This window comes from Phyllobacterium sp., assembly GCF_037994425.1.
Taxonomy (GTDB): Bacteria; Pseudomonadota; Alphaproteobacteria; order Rhizobiales; family Rhizobiaceae; genus Phyllobacterium.
Window position 1 is genome coordinate 1 of the sequence record NZ_JBBNAM010000244.1, and the last position, 23495, is coordinate 23495.

The window sequence follows — 23495 nt, forward strand, 5'->3', positions numbered from 1 at the left end:
AATGGTCCGATCGTTGTCCGCACGTCGCTCGACAGCAATATGAAGGCAAAGTTCAAGGAATTTATGCTCAACCTGCCAAAGACCGATCCGGCCTGCTTCGCCGCGACGATGGGCGGTGATTTCAAGAGCTACACGGAAGTGAACACCGAATTCTATCAGCCGATCATCGACGCCCGCAAGGCACAGATCGGCGGCTAACAGGTTATCTATCGACCACGGCCAGGTCCCTCCGGGTTCTGGCCGTGAAATTTTGTGCTCGCAGAGGATTGGTTGATGAGCCAGGCGACGACCACCACACTGTCACCCGATGGCATCGAGATCGAACGTCATTGGCAGGAGCTCGCGACGCGTAGGCGCGCATACTCCTGGCTGATCGGTGTCGGTCTTCTCGCGGCGGTCGTAGGCTCGCTCTGGTTTGCCAATGAGTCGAACGCCGGCAAATTCTTCGACCGGCTGCCGCACTTCTTCGACTTTGCCGGTGATCTTGTACCGCGCGACGGCTGGGAGGTCTGGCGTGCTTTGTTCGATTTGCCGTCACCCTATTTCGACGGAAGCCTGAAATATGACTATCCCGAAGGCCGCGTCTATCTGTTCGGCGGTGTCTATTTCCCCGAGTACTTCTATAAGATGTTGCAAACGCTGAATATTGCGATTCTTTCGACACTTGTCGGCTTTATCTTTGGCTTCCTGCTCTGCTTCCTTGCTGCCAAGAACCTCGTCAAGAACAGGCTGATCCGCGGCACCGTGCGCCGGACGATGGAGATCCTGCGCGCATTCCCCGAGATCGTCATCGCCGGCTTCTTCGCGGCGATCCTGTCGCTCGGTGCAATACCCGCTATGTTTGCCGTTGGCATCCACACCATTGGAGCGCTCGGCAAACTTTTCTTCGAAGTCGTCGAGAACGCGGACATGAAGCCGGATGAGGGGCTGCGCGCCGCAGGGGCCAATTGGTTTGAACGGGTAGGCTTCGGCATCGTCCCGCAGGTCATGCCGAATTTCATGTCCTATGCGCTGCTTCGCCTTGAAATCAATGTCCGCGCATCGACAATCATCGGTGCGGTCGGAGGGGGCGGCATTGGGGAGGAGTTGCGCCTGTCGATCGGCCGCGGTCACCAGGCCAAAACCCTTGCCATTGTCCTTCTGTTGCTGGTGACCATCATTGCCGTCGACCAGTTTTCCGCCTGGCTGCGTCGCCGTCTCGTGGGCAATCAGGCTTTCGCGTTCGGAGGCAAACAGTCATGACCGCTTTGTCCGCTGCCGCCATTGCCGATTACGAGAGCCGTCATCCCGACGTCTTCAACCCGCCGCTGTGGAAGCGCTTCCTGCCGCTTTTCATTACGGCCGGCATTATCCTCTACGTCATCTACTGCTGGTGGTTCTTTTCCATCGGCACCGTGCTTGCCAGCGGCCAATGGCAACGCGCCGAAATCTATGCGCGCGACTGGATCTCCTATGCGGTCAGGGCGACCGTGCGGATGAACCCCGACGCGACGACTGTCTCTTACCCGCGTTTTTCCGAGCTTGGCGATAAGCCCAATCCGGACTGGGTGATCAAGAATGGCAATGACGTTACGGTCCGCTTCGGCTCCAGTAAGTCGCTCGATATCAACGACCAGCGCGTAATCGCGACCCGCGGCAGCGAAAGCCTGACGATCCTGATCGAAGCGGACGGCGCAAAGCCGCAGGGTGCCCTACCCAAATGGGCAACCTTGAAAGAAGATCAGGTCACAGTGAATTTCGGTTTCGCCGGACAAGCCGATATCATTCCGGAGCGCGTGGTGATCAGCCGCCGCTTCCTCGGCTGGGCCAATTTCGTCTTCGACACCGCGTCGCCGTTCTGGAACAAGTCGTTTGGCGAGGTGGTGTCGATGATCGTCAGCGGCGAACGTATCAAGCCGGAAATGTCGAATGCCGCACTTGCCTTCGACAATATCTGGTACAACTCATCCTGGCAGCATGGTGACGTGTGGACGAAGCTGCTGCAGACGATCGTCATGGCTTTCATCGGAACGCTGTTGGCAACGATCATCGCGTTTCCGCTCGCCTTCGTTGCCGCGCGCAACATCATGCCAAACTTCTTCGCCAACCAGATTACCAAGCGCTTCTTCGACTTCCTGCGCTCGGTTGATATGCTTATCTGGGCGCTCTTCTTTACCCGCGCCTTCGGTCCAGGCCCGCTTGCGGGCATAGCGGCGATCTTCTTCACCGACACAGGGACCCTCGGCAAGGTCTATTCCGAGACGCTCGAAAACATCGATGACAAGCAGCGCGAAGGCGTGAAATCCGTGGGGGCATCACCTGCTAACGTGCAGCGCTACGGCGTCGTGCCCCAGGTCTTGCCTGTCTTTGCCAGCCAAGCCCTCTATTTCTGGGAATCGAACACGCGCTCGGCCACCATCATCGGCGCCGTCGGCGCGGGGGGCATCGGCCTCAAGCTCTGGGAGGCGATGCGGACCAACACGAACTGGCACAATGTGGCCTATATGGTCGTGCTCATTCTCATTGTCATCTTTATCTTCGATAACATATCCAATGCATTGCGCTCGCGCCTGACGGGGAAACAGCATTAGATGAAGATTGTGCCCCATCGATACAAAGCCTTGTCATAATTGGAGCGTAACGCGAGACTGTTTTTGAGGAATCACATCGATATGCGCTATGCGATCTACTTTACGCCGCCAGCGGGCGATCCGCTTCTCAAAGTAGCGGCGAACTGGCTGGGCAGAAATGCCTTCAGCGGGCAGCCGGTCAAGGTCCCGCAAATCCGTGGTCTCGACAATGCGGATTTTGCGCAGCTCACTGAATCGCCGCGACGCTACGGGTTCCACGCGACGCTGAAGGCGCCGTTCCATCTTGCCGAAGACTTCGAAGAGCGCGAACTTCTGTCCGCGATGATGCATTTCGCCTCGTCCATCAACCCTATCGAAATTCCGAAGCTCGAGATCAGTTGCCTCGATGGCTTCTTTGCGCTCGTTCCAAGCGAACCGCTCGCCGGTCTCAACCAGTTGGCGAACGATATCGTCGTTGCCTTCGACCGCTTTCGGGCCCTGCCAACCGAGCATGATATCAAGCGACGAAACCCCGATGCGCTCACCATTTCCCAGCGACGCAATCTTGAGCAGTGGGGCTACCCTTACGTGTTCGAGGATTTCCGCTTTCACATGACGCTTACCGGGCCCGTTCCAGAGCCTGACCGGCCGAAGATCGAACGAATTCTGAGCGAATTCCTGGAGCCGGTGCTCGAAGAGCCCGTCGAGATCAACAATCTTGCGCTATTCACCGAGGCTCAGCCCGGAGATCCATTTGAAATCAACTCTTTGCATCCGCTTGCTGGAACGAACCGAAGAAAGTCTGCCTGAAATGTCCGCCGACCTGATCTTGAACAATGCAAAAATCGTGCTCGAAGACGAAGTGATCTCGGGCTCTGTCCTTGTGCGTGACGGCAAGATCGCCGACATTTCGCAGGGGCCGGCTGCGGGTGGCGAGGATTTCGAAGGCGATTATCTTATTCCTGGCCTTGTCGAACTGCACACGGATCATCTTGAAGGCCACTATGCGCCGCGCCCGCGCGTGCGCTGGAATCCGATAGCGGCCGTACTTGCCCACGATGCGCAGATCGCTACATCCGGCATTACCACCGTGCTCGACGCGTTACGCGTCGGCATGGACGAAGATGCGGATATGACTGCAGAGGAAATGCGCAAGCTCGGTGACGCAATCGAGAACAGCGTCAGTGAAGGCCGCCTGCGTGCCGACCACTACCTCCATTTGCGCTGCGAGGTTTCGGCCCCAGATTGCCTGGCCAGTTTCCAGTTCTTCGACGGCGATAGCCGCGTGCGCCTTGCTTCCCTGATGGATCACGCACCAGGGCAGCGCCAGTTCGTCAATCTCGAAACCTACGCCTACTACTACCAGCGCAAGCTGAAGCTCAATGATCATGACTTCAACCTCTTCTGCGAGAAGCGCATGGCCCAGTCGGCCGAATATTCGGCGCCGCAGCGCAAGGCGCTGGCCGATCTTTGTCGCGAGCGTGGCATCGTCCTCGCCAGCCACGATGATGCCACCGAGGCTCATGTGGAGGAAGCGGTCGAGCAGGGCATTCATGTCGCAGAATTTCCCACAACGCTGGAAGCTGCTGCCGCTTCGAAGCGGGCGGGACTAGCCGTCCTGATGGGCGCGCCCAATGTCGTGCGTGGCGGCTCGCATTCGGGCAATGTCTCGGCACGTGAATTGGTCGAGCACGGTTACCTCGACATTCTTTCGTCCGACTACATCCCCTTCAGCCTCATTCAGTCGACGTTCTTCCTGAGCGAAGCAGTCGACGGGATAACGTTGCCTGACTCCGTGCGGCTCGTCACGAAGAATCCGGCAGAGGCCGTTGGCTTCGACGATCGCGGCGTCATCGAGATTGGCAAGCGCGCGGATCTCGTGCGCGTGCGTGTCGACGAGCACATTCCGGTCGTGCGTACGGTCTGGCGGGAAGGCCGCCGGGTCGTATGATGGCTGCCGCAATGATCGAACGAGCGCTCAATCCGGCTTCCGCGGCGCTTCGCAACGGCGCTTTCATTGCGGTCGTCGGGCCGAGCGGCGCCGGTAAGGATACGATTATCGACTACGCCCGCGCCGCGCTTGCAAACGAGCCGGGTTTCCACTTTGTCCGCCGCGTCGTCACACGTCCCTCGACGGTCGATGCGGAGGATCACGATACATTGAGCGAGGAACAGTTTCTGGCGGCGAAGCAGGCAGGGGCATTCTGCTGCGATTGGGTCGCCCATGGCCTTTACTATGGCCTGCCGAAATCGATCGACTCCGAGATTGAACGGGGCACCGTCGCGATCGCCAATGTGTCTCGCGGCGTTCTGCCCGACCTCAGAGCCGCCTATGCCAATTTTCTGGTGGTTCACATCACCGCTTCGTCGGGAGTGCTGGCAACGCGGCTCGCGGCGCGCGGCCGTGAAAATGCCGAAGAGATTGAGCGCCGACTAATGCGGGCCGCACCCAATCCATGCAATCCTGAAGATGCAGTGACGATCGACAATTCAGGTGCGGTGGCGGCAGCCGGTGATGCGTTTGTGGCGATGCTGAAGAGGTCCGCAGCCGTAGCAGCTATTGCAGACCAGATCTGAAACGCGACGCCGTCTGAAGTGAAATCCGGAGGCATTCGCCTCCGGACTTTTGCGTCGAATGATCAGAAGTTGCGCTGGAAGCGGATAATGCCGCCGAGAGCGTCATCATTGACGAGCGTCCCGTCCGGCTGGCGGTAATCCTCGAACTTGGTGTAGTTGATTTCCGGTGTGATCGTGAAGCCGGGAACGAGTTCGTAGGCAACGTTGAGTGCGAAGGCATAGGTGCCTTCCGACCGTACGCACCTTGGCCGTTGATCGTTGCCTTGTCGGAAACCTTGGCGGCAAAGCCCGCCCAGGCCGCCCAATCGCCCTGCCACGGGGTCAGGAAGTTACGTTCCTCGCGCGTTGAGTCGTAGTCGGACTGGTAGGCACCCATGCCCCAAACCTTGAAGCTATCCGTGATGTTCACATCGAGGCGCGCTTTGGCGGCGAATGCGTCGACATTGGAATCGTAGCCGACGACGCCGGAGATCGTGCCCCAACTCTGTTCATATTTGGCCCCCGCGATCACATGGGGCATGTAACTGTCGATCACATAGTCAGGATAGTCGTCGTGGACCGAGCCTTGCTCGGCCGCTACGATGGCGGAGAAACCGTTTCCGCCGGTGAACGTGTAGCTCACCTGGTTGCTTTGCCAGCTGTTGTAATTGATCACGTCGTCATTGATGATGTCGCCGGCGTAACCGTTCCAGGCGCCGAAGATTTCATCGGCAACGCCGACTCGAAAGCCGCCGAGTTCGATGAATGCCTGCGGGATGCTGGCGCCGTCATCCGTACCGTCGGTATAGTCAAAACGTGACTGGATATAGGAGCGCAGCGTGCCAAGCTCGGTTCCGACCGGGCGTCGAAGCGGACTTCGGCACGCGTATGCTTGACCCACGTCCCGAGTTCGCCGCCATTATAGACGTCATCACCACCTTGAGCGTCGTAACGGACATAACCGCTGACTTTCAGACAGGTTTCCGTTCCCGGGATGTAGAAGAAGCCCATGCCGTAGGCATCACACACCCGAACATATTCCACGGGTTCCGGTTCCGCCACGACGACCGCATCCGCGGCACGTGCTCCTGAAACTGCGACCAGGGCCGCAGCGGAACCAAGGAGGAAGCTTTTCATTCTCATTATCGGATCTCCGATCAAAAGTTGATACCAAAGCTCGTGTCCCCGCAGCAGGGATATTCCTGTTCGTTCGCAGGGGCAAAATCGTTCTGCAATCGAACCGCCGGTTCGGAAATCGCTGTTGCGGTTTTGACACGCGAGGCCTATGCCGCTGATACGGTGCCTTCGAAAACGTTGGGCCTGTTGTGGCCGTCTGCTATGCTTGATGCGCTGGCGAAGGAGAAAAAAGCTTTGCTATTCCATGGTTTGTCTGCATTTCCTATCACGCCCGCCGACGATAACGGTCGCATTGAAGTCGATCCGTTGTGCAGGCTTCTCGACCGTTTGAGCCATGCCGGCGTCGACTCTGTCGGACTTCTCGGCAGCACGGGGTCCTACATGTATCTCGCCCGCGCCGAACGCCGCCGAGCGATGGAGGCGGCGACGGAATGTCTTGGTGGACGTGTGCCGATGATCGTCAGTGTCGGGGCCTTGCGAACGGATGATGCCCAGGAACTCGCGCGCGACGCACAGGCCGCGGGTGCTGATGGCCTTCTGCTTGCTCCGGTTTCCTATACGCCGCTCACTGATGAGGAAGTGTTCCAGCATTATTCTGCTGTTGCTGGCGCAACTGACCTTCCCATGTGTGTCTATAACAATCCCGGCACCACGCACTTTTCGATCGGCAATGCGCTGCTCGAGCGCCTCGCCTCGGTGCCGAACATCGTGGCCGTGAAGAACCCGGCGCAGCCCCTGCCAGAGATGTGGGCGACCCACGAAATGCTCAAAGCTGCGCTTCCGTCCGATTTCGCCATCGGGTACAGCGGCGACTGGAACGCGCCGGCAGCGCTGCTTGCCGGAGGAGCGGCCTGGTATAGCGTCGTTGCCGGATTGCTGCCGGAACCGTCTCTGAAATTGACACGGGCCGCCGAGGCAGGCGATACCGCTGAAGTGGAGCGCATCGATGGCTGTTTTGCTCCGCTCTGGGCGCTGTTCAAGGAATTGAGCAGCTATCGTGTTGTCCATGCTGCCGCCAACGCCATGGGCCTCACGAATACGCGGCCGCCGCGCCCGATTCTGCCGCTGACGACCGCCGATCAAGAGCGGATCATTGCTGCAGTTCACGCATTGGATCAGGTCTGAGGCTTGCCGCGCCCATCAAAGCTCCTTGATCCACTTGCGCAAGCAGGGTGCAATGTGCCTAAATAATAGTATGTAGGGAGAAGCGGGCCGAGGCAAACCATCCTTGAGCCGCATTGCGTGGAGGGGCGTCATGCCGCAAAGACTCAACTTCAAATCACACTGCCCAACCTGCGGGGTGACATATCTTTACATTCCAACCGGTGTGACCAATTCCACTGTGATACATTGCAGTTCATGCAACAGCCCACTTGGTATGTGGTACCATCTTGATACGACCTTTGTTGCACAAGGTGGGCCAGAGAGCATTCCCGAGATGGACGACAAGCAGATCATCCAGACAGCATAACCTAATTACGGCGCCCTGCTCACGTGGGGCGTCGTTGATTTTAAGGCCATAAAAAGACCGCCCAGATAAAGGCTGGGCGGTCAGCGGGGAACGAGTAGCGAGTGGGGGAGGATCGCTACTCTATTTAGAATAGCTCGCAAACTCTCATGATGGAATCATACGTAGGTGTATCGCGGGTACATTAAAGTATAGGCGGCCAAAAACGATGCTCGGCCGTCCTCGGGGCAGTGCCCTTGGCGTTTTCGCCTACGAATTGGCTGCAGAGCTATTGGAAACGCCACGACGCTTCACCACATATTAATCATGGCAGCGCACGCTCCATGGGCTGATAGGCCAACTTCAGCCGGCGTGACTTGCTTTTGTATGGCGTATCTGCAGGTCAGGCCACTTGCCATAAACTCCCGATGGATAATAACGCCCTTTTGCTTACGGACGATCTGTACGGTATATCCCGTTGTGCCGTCTTTTCGACGGCGAGACATTATGGTTCCCATTGGTACAACATGCCGCCTCTCCGTGCCAATGTTGTAGGAGCCATGCAATAGACTGAAAACGGCTGCCAAAATATGAACCGCGAAAATGATGCTATCAAATTGAATTTGTACGAGAAGTCACGGAAATTGGGCACACCGATTTTCGCAGTCGCGCCTATGATCGACTGGACGGACCGGCATTGCCGGACGCTGCATCGGCAATTTACGCGCCGTGCGCTGCTCTATACCGAAATGGTCGTCGCCGATGCCGCAATCCATGGCAATCGCGAAAGAATCCTTGGTTTTGACGATGCGGAACACCCCGTTGCGTTGCAATTGGGCGGGTCGGATCCGCTCAAGCTGGCCAGCGCGGCGCGCATTGGCGAGTCCATGGGCTACACGGAAATCAATCTCAATGTTGGATGTCCTTCGGACCGCGTGCAGTCCGGCGCGTTTGGCGCATGCCTGATGCAGACACCGGATGTCGTTGCCGCCTGCGTCGATGCGATGAAGCAGGCGGTCACGATACCTGTGACGGTCAAGTGCCGGATCGGTGTCGATGACCAGGACACGCAAGTAGCACTCGACGAACTGACCGGCCGGGTGTTCGCAGCCGGCGCCGATGCTTTGTGGGTGCATGCGCGAAAAGCCTGGCTCAAAGGGTTTTCGCCGAAGGAAAATCGTGAGATACCGCCGCTCGATTACGACAGGGTCTATCGTTTGAAGCAGCAAAATCCGGAACGTTTTATCGGCGTCAATGGTGGCATCCACTCGCTGGATGAGGCGATATCGCATTTGAGGCACGTCGATGGCGTGATGCTCGGCCGCGCCGCCTATCAGGACCCGCAGCTGCTCCTCGATGTCGATCGCAGAATTTACGGCGAGCCTGTCACTTCGCCGGCGATCGGAAGCATCATCGATCACATGTGCGCCTATGCCGACTTTCATATCGCGCGAGGCGGACGGCTCTCGCACATTTCGCGGCACATGGTCGGCATGTTCCATGGCGCTCCGGGCGCGCGCCGCTGGCGGCAGATGCTGTCGACCGAGGCCAATCGTGCGGAAGCTGACAGCTCGGTGATCCGCCGCGCCTATGAGGGTGTCTACAGCGCCGCCGCCGAGGCTGCCTGAACTCACGATCCTCGGCGCGGTTGGAAACCGTGCACCGATTCGATATTGTCCGGCCATGAGCGAAGCCGCCAGTACGACAGTATCGCGCCTCGTGGATGCACCCAGCGAGGCTATTTTTCGTGCCTATCTCGATCCGGAGGCGGTGGCTGCCTGGCTGCCGCCGGGTTCGATGCGCGCCATCGTCCACGCGTTCGAAGCGCGGGAAGGCGGTGCGTTCAGCATGTCTCTCGTCTATCCCGACGACGACGATTCCTCGCGCGGCAAGAGTTCCGAAAAAACCGATACGTTTCGGGGTCGCTTTGCGAGTCTGGTTCGTGACCGCCGGATTACATGGGCCGTCGAATTCGATTCGCCGGATCCGTCCTTTTCCGGCGAGATGATCGTAGACACGATGCTCCAACCGCTCGGCAAGTCCACCGAGGTGACCATCACCTGTTCAAACATTCCGCCCGGCATCAGCCGCGAAGACAATGAGGAAGGCACACGCTCGACGCTTGAAAAGCTTGCCGCCTATGTGGAAAGCGGTTGAAAGGCATTAGTCCGAAAGCACCAGCCGGTCACCCCGCACTGAAAAACCGCTGAGCGAATTCAGGAAGTTCATGCCGAGGAGACTGCCCTCCATGCGGCCATCCTGAATGACCATAGCCCGGACGTTGCGTCGCTCGATCGCCCCGATCTTGATAGTGTTCAAGGTAACGTTGGCTGCCTTTGCCATACCGTTGGCGGTCAGGACCGAGGTTGCATAGGCGAGCTTGTCGGGATTGAGCCCTGCGCGACGGGCGTCATCGGCAGAGAGGACGATCGACGAGGCCCCAGTATCGACCATGAATGGCACCGTGGCGCCATTGACATCGCCTCGAACCTCGAAATGCCCGTTCTCGGCTTTCGCAAGCGTCACCGTGACGAGTCCATCGGCGTCCCGATTGGAAATCGGGCTGCCGGGAATAAGGCCCGCCGTGATGCGGTGGCCAACGTCCTGCAGTTCGTAGCGATACTGATAACCGGCGACGAGGGCGAGGATGATGATGATCCAGACCGCCATGCTGCGCAGGAAGTGGCTGAGCCGGATGCCGGAGCCGAGCAACGCAGAGGCGAGCACAATGCCCCAGATGCCCATATAGGCGAAGCGGGCGAAGTCGTCATTGGCCAGGCCGAGGGTCGAGCCACTGTCGCTGTTGGCCATGAGCAGTAGCAGGGCCGCGCCAACAAGTGCAATGATGATCCAAAACAGCCGGCTCATGCTTGTCAGGCCTCCTGTTCGCGTTCGCGCGCCATGCGGCTGCGCCGTGTTTCGCGGCGCGGACGCCGCTCAACCGTATCGAGACGCGAAGGCAGTGCGGCCATGATCGTGCGCCTATCTTCCGGCGAAAGGTCCAACCATGCCCCGATTTCCTGGCGCGTGCGCCCGCAGCCGAAGCAGAAGCCGGTCTTCATGTCGATGGCGCAAACGAGGATGCAGGGTGACTCTATGATGCTCATGTTCAACACTTGGTACGATCAAAGGGCAATGACAAGCCCAAGCAGCAGCGAAATGGTCGCGAACTGCTGCATGGCTCCGAGCGTATCCCCGGTTTGGCCGCCTATCTTTGCACGGCAAAGCGCGGAGAATCCAAGAAAAGCGAGTGTCGCCATCGCGCCTGCCGCCACGATCGCCAGTACGCCGGCAGCAAAGCCAAAGGAGAGTGCGAGGACAACACCTCCGATCGCAAGGGCAAAATTGGCCGCGTCGGCGGTGGGGGTACCTGCCTGATCGGCAACGCCGCCCACACGCGCGGACGGCAGGCTCTGCCAGAACTTGGCGAGCGCGGCGCGGCTGACGGCCTCGGTGCCGATCAAGACGGCAAGCGATTGCAGGAGGCCAAGTTCGCCGAGAACCGTTGCGAGCAACGCCGTGCGCAGCAGAACGCTGAGGATAAGGGCGAGTGTTCCATACGAACCGATTGCCGAATCCTTCATGATCTCGAGCCGGCGCTGCGGCGAGCCGCCGCCATAGAAGCCGTCAGCGACATCGGCAAGGCCGTCCTCGTGCAATGCGCCTGTCGTTACGATCAGGACGGCGACGACCAGCAGCGCGCTCGCATAGGCGGGCAGGGCGGAGGTTGCGGCCAGGACAAGGGCGGCGGGCATAGCGATGATAATGCCCGCGATCGGAAAGCTTCGGACACAGCCCGCAAGCGAACCGTCGTAATCGCGGAACCAGCGCGTCGAAACCGGCAGACGCGACAGGAAGGCGAGCGACCGCATCGTCTCGTTGAGCAATTCCATGCCGCACACCTCTATTCACGGAAGCCGCGACACTCTGTGGCGCGTGTTGACCTTTGCGTTTTCCAATCCAGCGCTTATAGGACGGAGACGTCTAATTTGCCATGAAGACTTGACCGCAAGGGACAATCATGACCACTGGCCTGCCGTTTGACGATTTCCGCACGCTCATCGATACTTTGCCCGGACCCGACGAAGCTGCTGTTGCTGCCGTGCGCAAGCGCGATGCGACACTGACGAAGCCTCCGGGTGCCCTCGGGCGCATAGAAGAGATCGTCGAATGGCTCGCGGCCTGGACAGGGCGTTCGCGACCGCAGGTCACACGCCCGCTGGTGGCGGTTTTCGCCGGCAATCATGGTGTTACGGCAAAAGGGGTTTCCCCCTATCCGTCATCGGTGACGGCGCAGATGGTCGAGAACTTTGCTGCGGGCGGCGCTGCCATCAACCAGATCTGCATCGCCTATGACCTCGGCCTGAAAGTCTTCGACCTCGCGCTTGAGTATCCGACGGCGGATATTACCGAGGAAGCCGCGATGGATGAAAAGACCTGCGCGGCAACGATGGCGTTCGGCATGGAATCTATCGCCGGCGGCACCGACCTTTTGTGCATAGGCGAGATGGGCATCGGTAATACGACGATTGCCGCTGCAATTTTCCATGGCCTTTACGGAGGCACGGCAGAAGACTGGGTTGGACCCGGCACCGGTGCCGACAGCGAAGGGCTGCGGCGCAAGGCCGAAGCCGTACGCACGGCGGTTGCCCTCCACGCATCGCATCTGAAAGACCCGCTTGAGATCTTGCGCCGTCTCGGTGGCCGCGAGATCGCCGCCATGGCGGGCGCAATCCTCGCCAGCCGGGTGGAAAAAATTCCGGTCGTCGTCGATGGCTATGTCGCGACGGCTGCCGCTGCGATCCTCCACCGCGCCAATCCGCAGGCGATCGATCACTGCCTGTTCGGGCATGTTTCGGCCGAGCCCGGCCACCGCAAGGTTCTGGAACAACTCGGCAAGAAGCCGCTCCTCGATCTCGGCATGCGGCTCGGCGAGGGGACAGGCGCAGCCCTCGCGGCAGGGATCGTCAAGGCCGCCGCGCTCTGCCACAGCGGCATGGCGACCTTCGATCAGGCGGGCGTCAGCAACCGCGATTGATAATAGGCCCGCGACAGCGGGCCATTTTCGCTACCTAGAATTCCTTGCCGATCTTGGCATCAACCGAGTGGCGGCTTGCGCCGCGAATGACGAAGAAGAACAGGATCGCCGTCCAGAGGATCGACTTTTCCGAGCCGCCCCAGCCTTGTCCCTGGACGATCCAGTGGAAATAGACCGTGACGATGAGAACGATCATCGTCGCGAAGGCAGCGGGGCGCGTCAGCAGCCCGAGGGCGAGGAGGATGCCACCGAAGAACTCCGTGGCGGCGAGAAGCGGCGACCAGAATACGCCCGGATAGAACCCGAGCCCCTCGACCATACCGACCGCACCAAACGGGTTGGCGATCTTGGCCGAACCGTGGACGACGAGGGCCGCGCCGGCGATCACCCTGAGGATCGTCTCCGACAGGTCGCCGAGCGATTGGTAGACGCGGCCGAGAGCCGGGACAAAAAGAGGGCGGTCGTTTCCGTTCGCGTTCATGTCTTTCCCATTGAATTCGTTGCCTTGGACGCAGCAATGCAGGTGCGCTGCGGGGCGCGCAAATGACAATAAATTGAAGTTGACTGTTTTAGGCAGCTTTTCGCTGAACGGCGCTCTTGCGCTTCGCTTCGTCGGGGATGACGCGGCTGCGTGGAAATGTTGCAAGCGCCTCGGTGCCTTCACGCAGTTTCGATAACAGATGGAACTGGCCGTCGTGCAGGTTCACGAGAGCCTGAACGATGGGGAGACCTAGTCCGGTTCCCTGCTCGGCATTCTTGATGGCAATAGACCCTTGGCCGAAGGTCGAAAGGACGACGTGTATTTCCTCCTGCGGAATGCCGGGACCATTATCGCGGATGGAGAGATATTGGCCGCCGCCCGCCGTCCATCCGACCTTGACATGAACCCGTCCGCCGGTGGGCGTGAATTTTATCGCATTCGCCATGAGGTTCAGCACAATCTGGCGTATCGAGCGCTCGTCGGCCTTGATGCGCAACATGCCCTTCTCAAATTGCGGAACCAGCGTAATGTCCTTGTTGCGCGCCTTGAGCTTCATCATGTGAATGCATTCATTGGCGATGTCGGCAAGGTGTAGCGGCTCTTCATTGATCGTGTAGCGGCCCGCCTCGATGCGGCTGAGATCGAGGATTTCGTTGATAAGGTTGAGGAGATGTTCGCCGGAGGCATGGATGTCGCTTGCGTATTCGCGATACGTGCCATTATCGAGGGGCCCGAGCACTTCCTTGGCCATGACCTCGGAAAAGCCAAGAATGGCGTTGAGGGGCGTGCGCAATTCGTGGCTCATCGAAGCCAGGAAACGCGATTTGGCAAGGTTGGCCTCTTCGGCGCGCCTGCGGCCCTCGTCCGACATGGCATTGGCTGTCTCGAGTTCGGCAATCAGGGCATCCTTTTCCGCCTGCAGCGCCAAAGTAATGGCGACGGATTGGTTGAGGCGCAGCGCCACCAGATAGAAGAAAGTGAGGCCGGCAAACAGCATGACCACCATAATGGCGGAAAGCGGACTGCCGAGATGTTTGGCGGCAAGCAGCGTATAGGCGAGGACGGGCAGGGTGAAGGCAGCAAGGATGGCAGCCCGCAAGGCGGAAGAGACGATGGCTGTGATCGCCATGGCAAGGATAATCACGACGGCCTTGACCACCGGATAGTAGCTGATGCCGCACGGCGCGCAGTCGAGAAAGGCGAAGTAGGCCCAGCCAATGCTGGTCATGAAATGACCGCCGAGAAAGATCATCTGCCATTTGCGGACGTGACGGTTAGCAATGCCTCGCTTTGCGAGCCTGCGCGCGAAGAGCCCGAAGAGCATGTAAAGGCCCATCGTGAAAGCGGCCCAGACGATGATGCTGCCGCCGGAGCCGGAGAATACGCCAACACCCGCTATCATGACGATCAAGAGCGGAAACGTTGCGGTATTCACGATTAGCGCGCGCGTATGCATGAACAGCAGTTCGCGCTCGAGGTGGTTGCCGCCAGCCCGCTCCATCAATTGGTCGCGGGCACCACGCATGACAGTCGACAGGTCCCTGTTTCGCGGCATTTTGCGACGATCAACAATGTTCTTGTCTGCTGTGATTGCGTCGAGCGATGCCATGTGCCTCGTTCCAGATGGCCCCAATCTGCACTTGTCGGCAGCATTGCATCGCAACCGTATTCAGAAATGATTAATAGAGGATCAAATCGATTGTTGAGATTCGAATGGTTTACACGAGGCAAGATCGCCGAATGACATTTCTCTTTTCGGTGCGCCAATGACCGGCTATCGCAGGGATCGCCGCCGATGGGCGCGGCCTTCTTTGACGCAGCGTTCCCGATGGCGCTGGTTCTGGGATCTTGCCCTGATGGTCATCTTCTTTGCGTTGGTGGCGCTTCTAGCAGCGAAGCTCAACATGCGACCACCCGCAGAATTGCTCGCCGGCAAGGCCTATGTGATCGATGGCGATACAATCTCTATCGCCGGCAATCATGTTCGCCTCAAGGGAATCGACGCGCCGGAGCTCGCGCAGGATTGTGGGGATGGAGCGGCGCAGACGGCGTGTGGGAAAATCTCGCGCCAGGCGCTGATAAAAATCGTCGGCGGCCGGGAAGTGCGCTGCGAGGCATCGGGACGAGACAAATATAATCGTAGCGTTGCGATCTGTTATGTTGGTGAAACCAATCTCAACCGGGCCATGGTGGAGGCTGGACAAGCTGTCGCCTATGGCGATTATCATGATACGCAAGCCGAGGCGGCACGGGCGCACAAGGGTCTTTGGGCCAGCAGGTTCGAGACCCCTCAGGATTGGCGCAGGGAGCATGAGGCAATGCCCGCGGAGACGGAGACGATTCGTTCGCCAAGTATCGCCGACCAAGTCTACGCTTGGCTCGACCGCTTATTGGGAGGATTATGGTGAAATTGTATGATGGAGGGCGAGCGCCCAACCCGCGCAGGATGCGGATATTCCTTGCCGAGAAAGGCATAGAGGTACCGTTGATTCCAGTGGACATGGCAGCAATGGAGCACAAGTCACCAGGGATTACGGCTCTCAATCCACTTCAGCGTCTGCCAATTCTTGAACTCGACGATGGCACGATCCTCACCGAGTCCGTGGCGATCTCCCGCTATTTTGAGGAACTGTATCCCGAGCCCCCGCTCTTTGGCACGGGGTCGTTGGGCAAAGCCCTGGTCGAGATGTGGAACCGTCGTGTTGAGCTTTATCTTATGGCCGCAATCACGGCCGCCTTCCGCCACACGCATCCCGCAATGATCGAATGGGAAATACCGCAGGTTCCCGCCTGGGGCGAAGCCAATCGACCTAAAGCACTGCAATACATGAAAATCATGGACGATCAGCTGGCGCAGAACGAGTTCATTGCCGGGAGTGCTTTTTCGATTGCTGACATTACCTTGCTCGTTGCAACGGATTTCCTGAAGCCCGCCAAGTTGCAGATACCGGAAGAAATGGGACACTTGCGTCGCTGGCAAGCTGAGGTATCCGGCCGGCCAAGCGCCAGGGCCTGACATTGCCGGCCACAGATTTTGCGGCACTCACTGCCGGGATAAAGGCGTGCCGGATCTGCCGTGATGACCCCCGCTACGGCCCGCCTTTGCCGAATGAACCCAACCCCGTCTGCGTCGTCTCGGCGACGGCGCGCATCGCAATCTGCGGGCAAGCGCCCGGAATCCGCGTGCACAATACCGGCCTTCCGTTCAACGATCCGTCGGGTGACAGGCTGCGCGACTGGCTCGGCGTCGACCGCGCCCTGTTTTACGATCCGGACAAATTTGCCATTGTACCGATGGGCTTTTGCTTTCCGGGTTACGATTCACACGGCAGCGATTTGCCACCCAGACGGGAGTGCCGAGAGATATGGCACGACCGAGTATTTCGATCCATGCCGCAACTCGAGCTGATCCTTACCATCGGCCAGTATGCTCAGGCTTATCACCTGCGCGAGCGCCGTCGACGCAGCATGACCGAGACGGTTCAGAACTGGCAGGATTATTTCACCGCGAAGTCAGGTCCTGCAATTCTGCCCCTGCCGCATCCATCGTGGCGCAACAACGTGTGGTTGAAGAAAAATCCATGGTTCGCGGATAACGTTCTTCCGGCGCTGCGCGAGAAGGTCAAGAATCTAATTTCTTGAATTCGCGCACGAAATTTTTTTGAGATTTACAAAGATTGGAATAATTTTCTTGTACGCTCGGTGGTTATCAGACCATAAAGTATCTCATTCCAGAGCATGAGCCAAAATCGAACGGTTTATGCGCAAATTCAAATGATTACTGCGTTGTTTGTGCGGCCATCGGCAGGCTCGTGGTAAGGGGAAGACAGACATGGACAGACTCGACCGCAAGATCCTCCGCCTGCTGCAGGAAGACGCAACACTTGCCGTAGCGGACGTCGCCAAAAAGGTGGGGCTCTCGACGACGCCGTGCTGGCGGCGCATCCAGAAACTCGAGGAGGACGGGGTGATCCAGCGCCGCGTCGCGATTCTCGATCCTGTACGCGTCAATACGCGGGTGACCGTTTTCGTTTCGATCCGGACAGGCTCCCACTCCAACGAGTGGCTGAAGCGCTTTTCGGAGGTTGTGCAGGACTTCCCGGAAGTCGTTGAATTCTATCGCATGAGCGGCGACGTCGACTATCTCCTGCGCGTGGTCGTGCCGGACATCGCCGCCTATGACGCAGTCTACAAGCGCCTGATCACCAAGATCGACATTCGGGATGTCTCTTCGGCTTTCGCAATGGAGCAGATCAAGTACACGACTGAATTGCCGCTCGATTATATGAGCATCGAGAAAGAGCCGGCCTAATTCTGGCCGGTTTCGATTACTTCTCGAGCCGCGCCAGGAGCGATGACGTATCCCAGCGATTGCCGCCCATTTCCTGCACGTCCTTGTAGAATTGATCCACCAGCGCCGTGACCGGCAACTTGGCTTTGTTGCGATTCGCTTCGGCTAGGCAGATGCCGAGGTCCTTGCGCATCCAATCCACGGCGAAGCCAAAATCGTATTTGCCCGCATTCATGGTCTTGTGGCGATTTTCCATCTGCCACGATCCGGCCGCGCCCTTGGAAATCACTTCGATCACCTTCTCGATATCGAGACCAGCCTTCTTGCCGAAGTGTATACCCTCGGCGAGGCCCTGGACTAGGCCGGCGATACAGATCTGATTGATCATCTTGGTCAGTTGCCCTGCGCCCACGGAGCCCATCAGGCCGACCATCTTGGCGAAGGATTCGATGACCGGCTTTGCCTGCTCGAACGCGTCCGGTTCGCCGCCGACCATCACCGTCAGAGCGCCGTTTTCGGCACCAGCCTGCCCCCCGGAGACGGGCGCATCGAGAAAGTGAAAACCTCTGCTGCGGGCTTCTGCGTCAAGTTCACGTGCAACTTCCGCAGAGGCCGTCGTATTATCGATGAAGATCGCCCCCTGTTTCATCGCGTGAAACGCGCCGTTCTCGCCGATGGTCACGGTTCGCAGGTCATCATCATTGCCGACACAGGAAAAGACGAAATCCTTGCCCTCGGCGGCTGCCGCAGGCGTCGGCGCGTGGCGGCCATTGAAGGCTTCCGCCCATTTCCTGGCTTTATCGCCATTGCGGTTGAATACCGTAACCTCATGGCCGCCGCGCGATTTCAGGTGACCGGCCATCGGGTAGCCCATGACGCCAAGGCCAATAAAAGCGACTGTTGCCATTGCATAAATTCCTCTGTCAGATAGGTCCTGGTGTAAGTACTAGCTTGGGGGACGTTAGGACAATGCGGCGGATCATCAAAGGCCTATTGTGGATTGTCTTCTCGCTCATCCCCATAGCATTGCTTGCTTCGGTCCTCGCTTATATCTGGTTTGCCCGCTCGGTTACACCGGCGACAGGTGAGGCGACGCTTGCCGGCCTGTCAGCACCCGTCAGCATCACGCGCGACGGGAACGCCGTTCCCCATATCAGCGGCAGTTCAGTCGAGGACGTACTGACGGCCCTCGGATTTGTCCATGCACAGGAGCGCTTGTGGCAGATGGAAATGAACCGCGTGGCGGGGCAGGGCCGGCTGTCGGAGATATTCGGTGACAAGACCGTCTCTACCGATCGCTTCATCCGGTCGATTAGCCTCTACGAATCGGCCGAAAGCTCGGTTGCGGCGCTCGACGCTGAGGATCGTGGCAAGATCGACGCCTATGTGCGTGGAATCAATGCTTTTATCGAGAGTGCGCCGCCTTCATTCGGCTCGAAATATTCGCCCGAATTCGTCATTCTTGGCCATGCGCCGGAGAAGTGGACCGCCGCAGACGTGATCGTGACCTTGAATCTAATGTCCGTCTCGCTCGGCGCCAATATCGACGACGAGGTCCTGCGTCTGAAATTTGCCCGCCTTGGCATGAGCGATGCGGAGATAACCGATCTTGAGCCTCCCGTTGCCGGTGATACGCCCCCGCCACTGCCGGATCTACGGCAGATCCTCGGCCTCTCGAGCGGAACGCTCAAGGCGGGTGCCTCAGATTTCGAGCGCCGCTACGCCTCCCTGAACGACGTCATGTCCACAGGGGCATCGAACAATTGGGTCGTCGGTGGCGCGCGCACAGCAACTGGCAAGCCAATTCTCGCCAATGATCCGCATCTTGGCCTGAGCGCGCCGGGCATCTGGTACCTGGCGCATCTGCAGGTGAAGGGGAAAGACGGCGCGGTCAAGAATCTTGTTGGCGTGACGTTGCCGGGAGCGCCACTGGTCTTGCTCGGACGCAATGACAGGCTCGGCTGGGGCTTTACCAATACGGGTTCGGATGTTCAGGATCTCTTCGTCGAAAGGATCAATCCCGCCAATCCTAACGAGTATCAAACGCCCCAGGGATTTCGGCCTTTCGACAAAAAGCGCGTGGATATCAAAGTGAAGGGCGGGTCCAATGTCAGTTTCGACCGGCTCGTCACACGGCATGGCCCCGTCTTGCCCGCTGACTACCGGGGACTCGACCACTACATGCCGGACGGAACCGTCGCGGCATTGTCGTGGACCGCGCTTGCAGGTGACGACAAGACGATTTCGGCGGGCCTCAGGCTGTGGGATTTCGCAACGGTCAGCGATTTCCAAAATGGAATGCAGGATTTCATCACACCCATGCAATCCATCGTGATCGCCGATGTCGATGGCAGTATTGGCATGATTGCGCCGGGAAGGGTGCCGGTACGTGATCCGGCAAACCAGATCATGGGGCGGGCTCCGTCGCCGGGTTGGGATGCCATTTATGATTGGAAGGGCTTCATCCCCTATGGTGAACTGCCGCGCGTCAATAACCCCGCCGAGAATGTGCTTGCGACCGCCAACACAAAGATTGTCGATGCGAACTACCCGCATTTTCTCACGTTCGACTGGGATGAACCCTGGCGCCTTGAGCGCATCAAGACATTGGTCTACGGCGCAAACCAGCAGACGCTGGAAACCAATCGCAAGGTTCAGGGTGACGTCCATAGCAACGGCTATGCTGCGCTGCTGCCGGTGATGCTGCAGGCGATCAAGGACCGCCCGGACGTCGATCAGGGTGTGGTGACGCAATTAAGCGGCTGGAACTTTGTGGAAGACCGCACCCGCACCGAGCCCTTGCTCTTCAATGCCTGGCTGCGGATTGCGATCAAGCGCATTCTGGAAGACGACCTAGGCGATGCGCTCCCCTCCTACTGGCAGGCCCACATTACCGCTATGCTCCGCTGGCTCGGACCAAGCCCGGCGCGCGACTGGTGCGACGACCGGCGAACTCCTGAGAAGGAAAGCTGCGGCGACATTCTGGCGTTATCGCTGCAGGATGCAGTGAGGGATCTCGAGACGCGTCTTGGATCGGATCGCAAGTCGTGGACCTGGGGGGTGCTCCATTACGCCTATGGGGCGCATCGGCCATTCTCGCAGGTCAGTCCCCTCGAACGGCTCTTTAACATCACCGTGCCTGCTTCGGGCGGCGCTTTCACGCTGGACCGGGGTAAGTCCTCATACGGCGACGAGATCAATCCGTACCGCGTCACCCACGGTACGAGCTATCGCGGACTATTCGATCTCGCCGACCTCGATCGCTCGACCTATATCCAGACGACAGGTCAGTCGGGGAATGTCTTTTCGTCCAATTATCGGGATTTTGCAGAAAAATGGGCGAATACCGAAGCGATCACCATCCCGACGGACGAAGCCGTCTATCAGGATGGTCTTCTGGGCATCTGGCGGTTGAAGCCGCAGAAGTAGAATCCGCGGGCTTCAGGTCAGGGATGTCATCACCGCCTTTTGATAGACGGGTCGCTGTTTCAGCCGTTCATACCAGGCGGCAAGATGCGGATGCTCTGGCCTTTCAATGGGCATTTCTAGCCAGGCATACGCGAAGCAGCCAACCGGAATGTCGCCTATGCCGAATTCTTCACCGGAGAGATAGGGTTGGTTCGCAAGAGCCGCGTCGACAATTCCGAAGAGGCGGCTGCAGTCCTTTAGGCCCCTTTCCTTGGCCGTCTGGTCCTGCTGCTCCGGTGGAAGGCGAACGACGTTCCAGAACACGTCGCGGAACGGTCCGGAAAGCGACGATATCTGCCAGTCCATCCAGCGTTCGGCATCGGCTCGAGCGGCAGGGTCGGCGAGAAAAAGTGACGGTTGGCCGTACTTGGCGACAAGATAGCGGACGATCGTGTTGCTTTCCCAAAGCACGAGGCCGTCGTCCTCGAGGGTCGGCACAAGGCCGTTTGGGTTCTTGGCCCGATAGTCCGGGTCGGAGACGACACCATATGGGCCGCCAGCTGGAATGTTCTCATAAGGAACGCCGAGTTCTTCGGCGGCCCATAGTGCTTTCTTGACGTTGGTCGAGTTCTTTCGACCCCAGATTTTTAGCATGGCCAGAAATACTTCTTCCTGTGGAGGTGTTTATCGGATCAGGTGGCGCGTGATGCGCCGTTCCATCCAATCCCAGATATGGCGCAGGATTTCCACAAGAATAAGATAGATGATGGCCGCCCAGAGATATGCCTGGAAGTCGAAGGTACGGGAATAGGCAAGTCGCGTATAACCCATCAGATCGTAGACAGTGATAAGTGCGACGATGGCCGAGCCCTTGATCATGAGGATCACTTCATTGCCGTAGGGGCGCAACGCAACGATCAGCGCTTGGGGCAGGATGACCTTGCGGAAAGTGACGAACTTCGAGACACCGAGCGATGCTGCACCTTCCCATTGGCCGAGCGGAACGCTCCTGATGGCGCCGCGCAAGATTTCCGCCTGATAGGCAGCTGTATTCAGCGAAAAGGCAAGAAGTGCGCAGTACCAGGCTTCACGCAGGAAAACCCACAGGCCGATCGCTTCCAGAAACGGCTTGAACGAACCCAGGCCGTAATAGATCAGAAAGACCTGCGCAATCAGCGGAGTCCCTCTGAAAAAATAGACATAGGCATAGGCAAGCGAGGCGATGATCTTGTTTTTGCTCAGCCGTCCGAGGACCACCGGTATCGAGAGTATCGCGCCGAGGATGATCGACGAGGTCACGAGGCCGATGGTTGTTTTCAAACCCGCCATGTAGCTCGGGCCATATTTGCCGATGAGTTCAGGATTCCAGGCCGTGTAGAGATAAACGAGCAGGCCAAGGATAAGGGCGGCCCATAGTCCAACCAACAGGTGTCCAACTATTCGCGGCTTCGTCCATTTCCGGGGCGGCGCAGGCGGGCGCATTGTCGTCGGTGTGCTGGCATTGATGAAGCTTTGCGTCATCGCTTTGCTCCACTCTTGGCCGCCCAGCGCTCGACACCATCAATGAAGAATGATGAAACGATCGCTAGGACAAGGTAGATCATGCAGGCCGTGCCAAAGAAAAGGAAGGCGTGCTTGGTGACGCGCGCCGCAACACCGGTTTGGCGCAAGATGTCGGCTAGCCCGATGGCAGAGACAAGCGCCGTGTCCTTGAGCAGGATCATCCAGAGGTTGGCAAGCCCGGGCAATGCGATGCGGATCAACTGCGGCAGGATTACCTTGCGCATCGTCTGTCCGTTGGAAAGGCCGATGGCGTAGCCGCCTTCATACTGACCTTTCGGGATTGCCCGAAACGCCGAGAGGAACACCTCGCTGGCGTAGGACGAAAAGACGACACCAAGGGCAAACATGCCGGCGATGAACGAATTAATCTCTACCGTGCCGGTATAACCGACCAACTGCGCCAGCTTCTGAATGCCGATCTGCGCGCCGAAATAGACCACGAACAACGTCAGCAGTTCCGGCAGGCCGCGGAAAATGGTGGTGTACATGTTGGAGGCAAGCTTGACGGATGGCTCCGATGATTGCTTGCCGAGGGCAACGAAGAACCCGATCACCAACCCGACAGGCAGGGTTGCCAGTGCCAGGCTGACCGTTACGAGAACACCGCTGGCTATGCTTGGGCCCCATCCGCCCTCGCCAAACCCGAGTAATGCTATTGAGCCTTCCATAGGCAACTTTCTGGTTCGCGGGCAATTCCCCAAGGCCCTTTAGCTCGGCCGGCCCGTCATTCTTTGAAGTTTAACGAGTGGCGGCGGCCGCCGCCACTCGCTTTTGTCAAGTCAATTCAAAGCGGTTCAATCTTCGCCGCCGTAAACGTCGATCTTGAAATACTTGTCGTTGATTTCCTTGTACTTTCCATTCTTGCGAATGGCTGCGATCGCAGCGGTGAACTTGTCAGCAAGGGCGGTGTTGCCTTTCTTCACAGTCACGCCGGCACCAGGGCCGTGGATCGACACGTCAGGCTCGATCGTGCCGAGCAGCTTGCAGCAGGAGCCGGCATCGCTGTCGAGCCACTGACCGAGGAC

General features: G+C 58.6%; 24 protein-coding genes and 2 pseudogenes. 15 read left to right on the forward strand and 11 right to left on the reverse strand.

What is annotated here, in order from left to right:
- The 6 genes and pseudogenes from AAAB35_RS16925 to phnN all read left to right on the forward strand — a co-directional run.
- Positions 1-198 (forward strand): annotated as a pseudogene (locus AAAB35_RS16925) (phosphonate ABC transporter substrate-binding protein); the annotation flags it as partial.
- Between the two features lie 72 nt (positions 199-270).
- Entirely contained in the window at positions 271-1242 is a 972-nt protein-coding gene (gene phnE, locus AAAB35_RS16930; protein ID WP_340669477.1) for a phosphonate ABC transporter, permease protein PhnE, read from the forward strand.
- The gene (gene phnE / locus AAAB35_RS16935) at positions 1239-2570 is read left to right on the forward strand and encodes a phosphonate ABC transporter, permease protein PhnE (protein ID WP_340669459.1); all 1332 of its coding nucleotides are present in this window, start codon (positions 1239-1241) and stop codon (positions 2568-2570) included. The genes phnE (AAAB35_RS16930) and phnE (AAAB35_RS16935) overlap by 4 nt, the downstream gene beginning before the upstream one ends.
- Before the next feature lie 81 nt (positions 2571-2651).
- Positions 2652-3359, forward strand: coding sequence for a DUF1045 domain-containing protein (locus tag AAAB35_RS16940; RefSeq protein ID WP_340669460.1), 708 nt, complete (start codon positions 2652-2654; stop codon positions 3357-3359).
- Position 3360: 1 nt separating this feature from the next.
- Complete coding sequence (locus tag AAAB35_RS16945) at positions 3361-4500, forward strand: alpha-D-ribose 1-methylphosphonate 5-triphosphate diphosphatase (protein ID WP_340669478.1); 1140 nt, start codon at positions 3361-3363, stop codon at positions 4498-4500.
- Positions 4497-5126: a phosphonate metabolism protein/1,5-bisphosphokinase (PRPP-forming) PhnN gene (gene phnN / locus AAAB35_RS16950; protein WP_340669461.1), complete on the forward strand. Its 630-nt coding sequence runs from the start codon at positions 4497-4499 to the stop codon at positions 5124-5126. The genes AAAB35_RS16945 and phnN overlap by 4 nt, the downstream gene beginning before the upstream one ends.
- A 62-nt stretch (positions 5127-5188) precedes the next feature.
- Here phnN and AAAB35_RS16955 read toward each other — a convergent pair.
- Positions 5189-6248 (reverse strand): annotated as a pseudogene (locus tag AAAB35_RS16955) (porin).
- Positions 6249-6443: 195 nt separating this feature from the next.
- Between AAAB35_RS16955 and AAAB35_RS16960 the strand changes: the two are divergent.
- The 3 genes from AAAB35_RS16960 to AAAB35_RS16970 all read left to right on the forward strand — a co-directional run bounded on the left by AAAB35_RS16960 (position 6444) and on the right by AAAB35_RS16970 (position 9846).
- Positions 6444-7367, forward strand: coding sequence for a dihydrodipicolinate synthase family protein (locus AAAB35_RS16960; RefSeq protein ID WP_340669479.1), 924 nt, complete (start codon positions 6444-6446; stop codon positions 7365-7367).
- A 912-nt stretch (positions 7368-8279) separates the two neighbouring features.
- Entirely contained in the window at positions 8280-9317 is a 1038-nt protein-coding gene (dusA, locus tag AAAB35_RS16965) for a tRNA dihydrouridine(20/20a) synthase DusA (RefSeq protein ID WP_340669462.1), read from the forward strand.
- Positions 9318-9372: 55 nt separating this feature from the next.
- The gene (locus tag AAAB35_RS16970; protein ID WP_340669463.1) at positions 9373-9846 is read left to right on the forward strand and encodes an SRPBCC family protein; all 474 of its coding nucleotides are present in this window, start codon (positions 9373-9375) and stop codon (positions 9844-9846) included.
- Between the two features lie 6 nt (positions 9847-9852).
- On the opposite strand, the gene AAAB35_RS16975 is transcribed toward AAAB35_RS16970, so the two are convergent.
- Genes AAAB35_RS16975 through AAAB35_RS16985 form a run of 3 tightly spaced genes read right to left on the reverse strand, consistent with a single transcriptional unit; the run spans position 9853 to position 11582 of the window.
- Positions 9853-10557: a TIGR02281 family clan AA aspartic protease gene (locus AAAB35_RS16975; protein ID WP_340669464.1), complete on the reverse strand. Its 705-nt coding sequence runs from the start codon at positions 10555-10557 to the stop codon at positions 9853-9855.
- Between the two features lie 5 nt (positions 10558-10562).
- A complete protein-coding gene (locus AAAB35_RS16980) occupies positions 10563-10796 on the reverse strand; it encodes a DUF1289 domain-containing protein (protein WP_340669465.1) in 234 nt (77 codons plus the stop codon).
- Positions 10797-10814: 18 nt separating this feature from the next.
- Positions 10815-11582, reverse strand: coding sequence for an adenosylcobinamide-GDP ribazoletransferase (locus AAAB35_RS16985; RefSeq protein ID WP_340669466.1), 768 nt, complete (start codon positions 11580-11582; stop codon positions 10815-10817).
- A gap of 125 nt (positions 11583-11707) precedes the next feature.
- Here AAAB35_RS16985 and cobT point away from each other — a divergent pair, with 125 nt between their 5' ends.
- Positions 11708-12727, forward strand: coding sequence for a nicotinate-nucleotide--dimethylbenzimidazole phosphoribosyltransferase (gene cobT / locus AAAB35_RS16990; protein WP_340669480.1), 1020 nt, complete (start codon positions 11708-11710; stop codon positions 12725-12727).
- Positions 12728-12761: 34 nt separating this feature from the next.
- On the opposite strand, the gene AAAB35_RS16995 is transcribed toward cobT, so the two are convergent.
- Together AAAB35_RS16995 and AAAB35_RS17000 are read right to left on the reverse strand one after the other, a co-directional pair.
- Complete coding sequence (locus AAAB35_RS16995; RefSeq protein ID WP_340669467.1) at positions 12762-13208, reverse strand: DoxX family protein; 447 nt, start codon at positions 13206-13208, stop codon at positions 12762-12764.
- A gap of 88 nt (positions 13209-13296) precedes the next feature.
- Entirely contained in the window at positions 13297-14817 is a 1521-nt protein-coding gene (locus AAAB35_RS17000) for a HAMP domain-containing sensor histidine kinase (RefSeq protein ID WP_340669468.1), read from the reverse strand.
- Positions 14818-14974: 157 nt separating this feature from the next.
- On the opposite strand from AAAB35_RS17000, the gene AAAB35_RS17005 reads away from it, so the two are divergent.
- The 4 genes from AAAB35_RS17005 to AAAB35_RS17020 all read left to right on the forward strand — a co-directional run bounded on the left by AAAB35_RS17005 (position 14975) and on the right by AAAB35_RS17020 (position 17520).
- The gene (locus tag AAAB35_RS17005) at positions 14975-15616 is read left to right on the forward strand and encodes a thermonuclease family protein (protein ID WP_340669469.1); all 642 of its coding nucleotides are present in this window, start codon (positions 14975-14977) and stop codon (positions 15614-15616) included.
- Entirely contained in the window at positions 15613-16224 is a 612-nt protein-coding gene (locus AAAB35_RS17010) for a glutathione S-transferase (protein WP_340669481.1), read from the forward strand. Before AAAB35_RS17005 ends, AAAB35_RS17010 begins: the two co-directional genes overlap by 4 nt.
- Positions 16225-16226: 2 nt before the next feature.
- Positions 16227-16850 (forward strand): uracil-DNA glycosylase family protein, encoded by a 624-nt coding sequence (locus AAAB35_RS17015; protein ID WP_340669470.1) that lies wholly within the window; start codon positions 16227-16229, stop codon positions 16848-16850.
- 190 nt (positions 16851-17040) lie between these two features.
- Positions 17041-17520 (forward strand): Lrp/AsnC family transcriptional regulator, encoded by a 480-nt coding sequence (locus AAAB35_RS17020; protein WP_027231714.1) that lies wholly within the window; start codon positions 17041-17043, stop codon positions 17518-17520.
- 16 nt (positions 17521-17536) lie between these two features.
- Here AAAB35_RS17020 and AAAB35_RS17025 read toward each other — a convergent pair whose 3' ends face one another.
- Positions 17537-18406, reverse strand: coding sequence for an NAD(P)-dependent oxidoreductase (locus AAAB35_RS17025; protein WP_340669471.1), 870 nt, complete (start codon positions 18404-18406; stop codon positions 17537-17539).
- A 62-nt stretch (positions 18407-18468) separates the two neighbouring features.
- Between AAAB35_RS17025 and AAAB35_RS17030 the strand changes: the two genes are divergently transcribed.
- The gene (locus AAAB35_RS17030; protein WP_340669472.1) at positions 18469-20928 is read left to right on the forward strand and encodes a penicillin acylase family protein; all 2460 of its coding nucleotides are present in this window, start codon (positions 18469-18471) and stop codon (positions 20926-20928) included.
- A gap of 12 nt (positions 20929-20940) precedes the next feature.
- On the opposite strand, the gene AAAB35_RS17035 is transcribed toward AAAB35_RS17030, so the two are convergent.
- The 4 genes from AAAB35_RS17035 to AAAB35_RS17050 form a co-directional block, all read right to left on the reverse strand.
- Complete coding sequence (locus AAAB35_RS17035) at positions 20941-21561, reverse strand: glutathione S-transferase (RefSeq protein ID WP_340669473.1); 621 nt, start codon at positions 21559-21561, stop codon at positions 20941-20943.
- Between the two features lie 30 nt (positions 21562-21591).
- Complete coding sequence (locus AAAB35_RS17040) at positions 21592-22428, reverse strand: ABC transporter permease (protein WP_340669474.1); 837 nt, start codon at positions 22426-22428, stop codon at positions 21592-21594.
- Complete coding sequence (locus AAAB35_RS17045) at positions 22425-23138, reverse strand: ABC transporter permease (protein ID WP_340669475.1); 714 nt, start codon at positions 23136-23138, stop codon at positions 22425-22427. The genes AAAB35_RS17040 and AAAB35_RS17045 overlap by 4 nt, the downstream gene beginning before the upstream one ends.
- Positions 23139-23264: 126 nt before the next feature.
- Positions 23265-23495 (reverse strand): transporter substrate-binding domain-containing protein (locus AAAB35_RS17050; protein WP_340669476.1); only part of this gene is annotated, 231 nt, incomplete at its 5' end.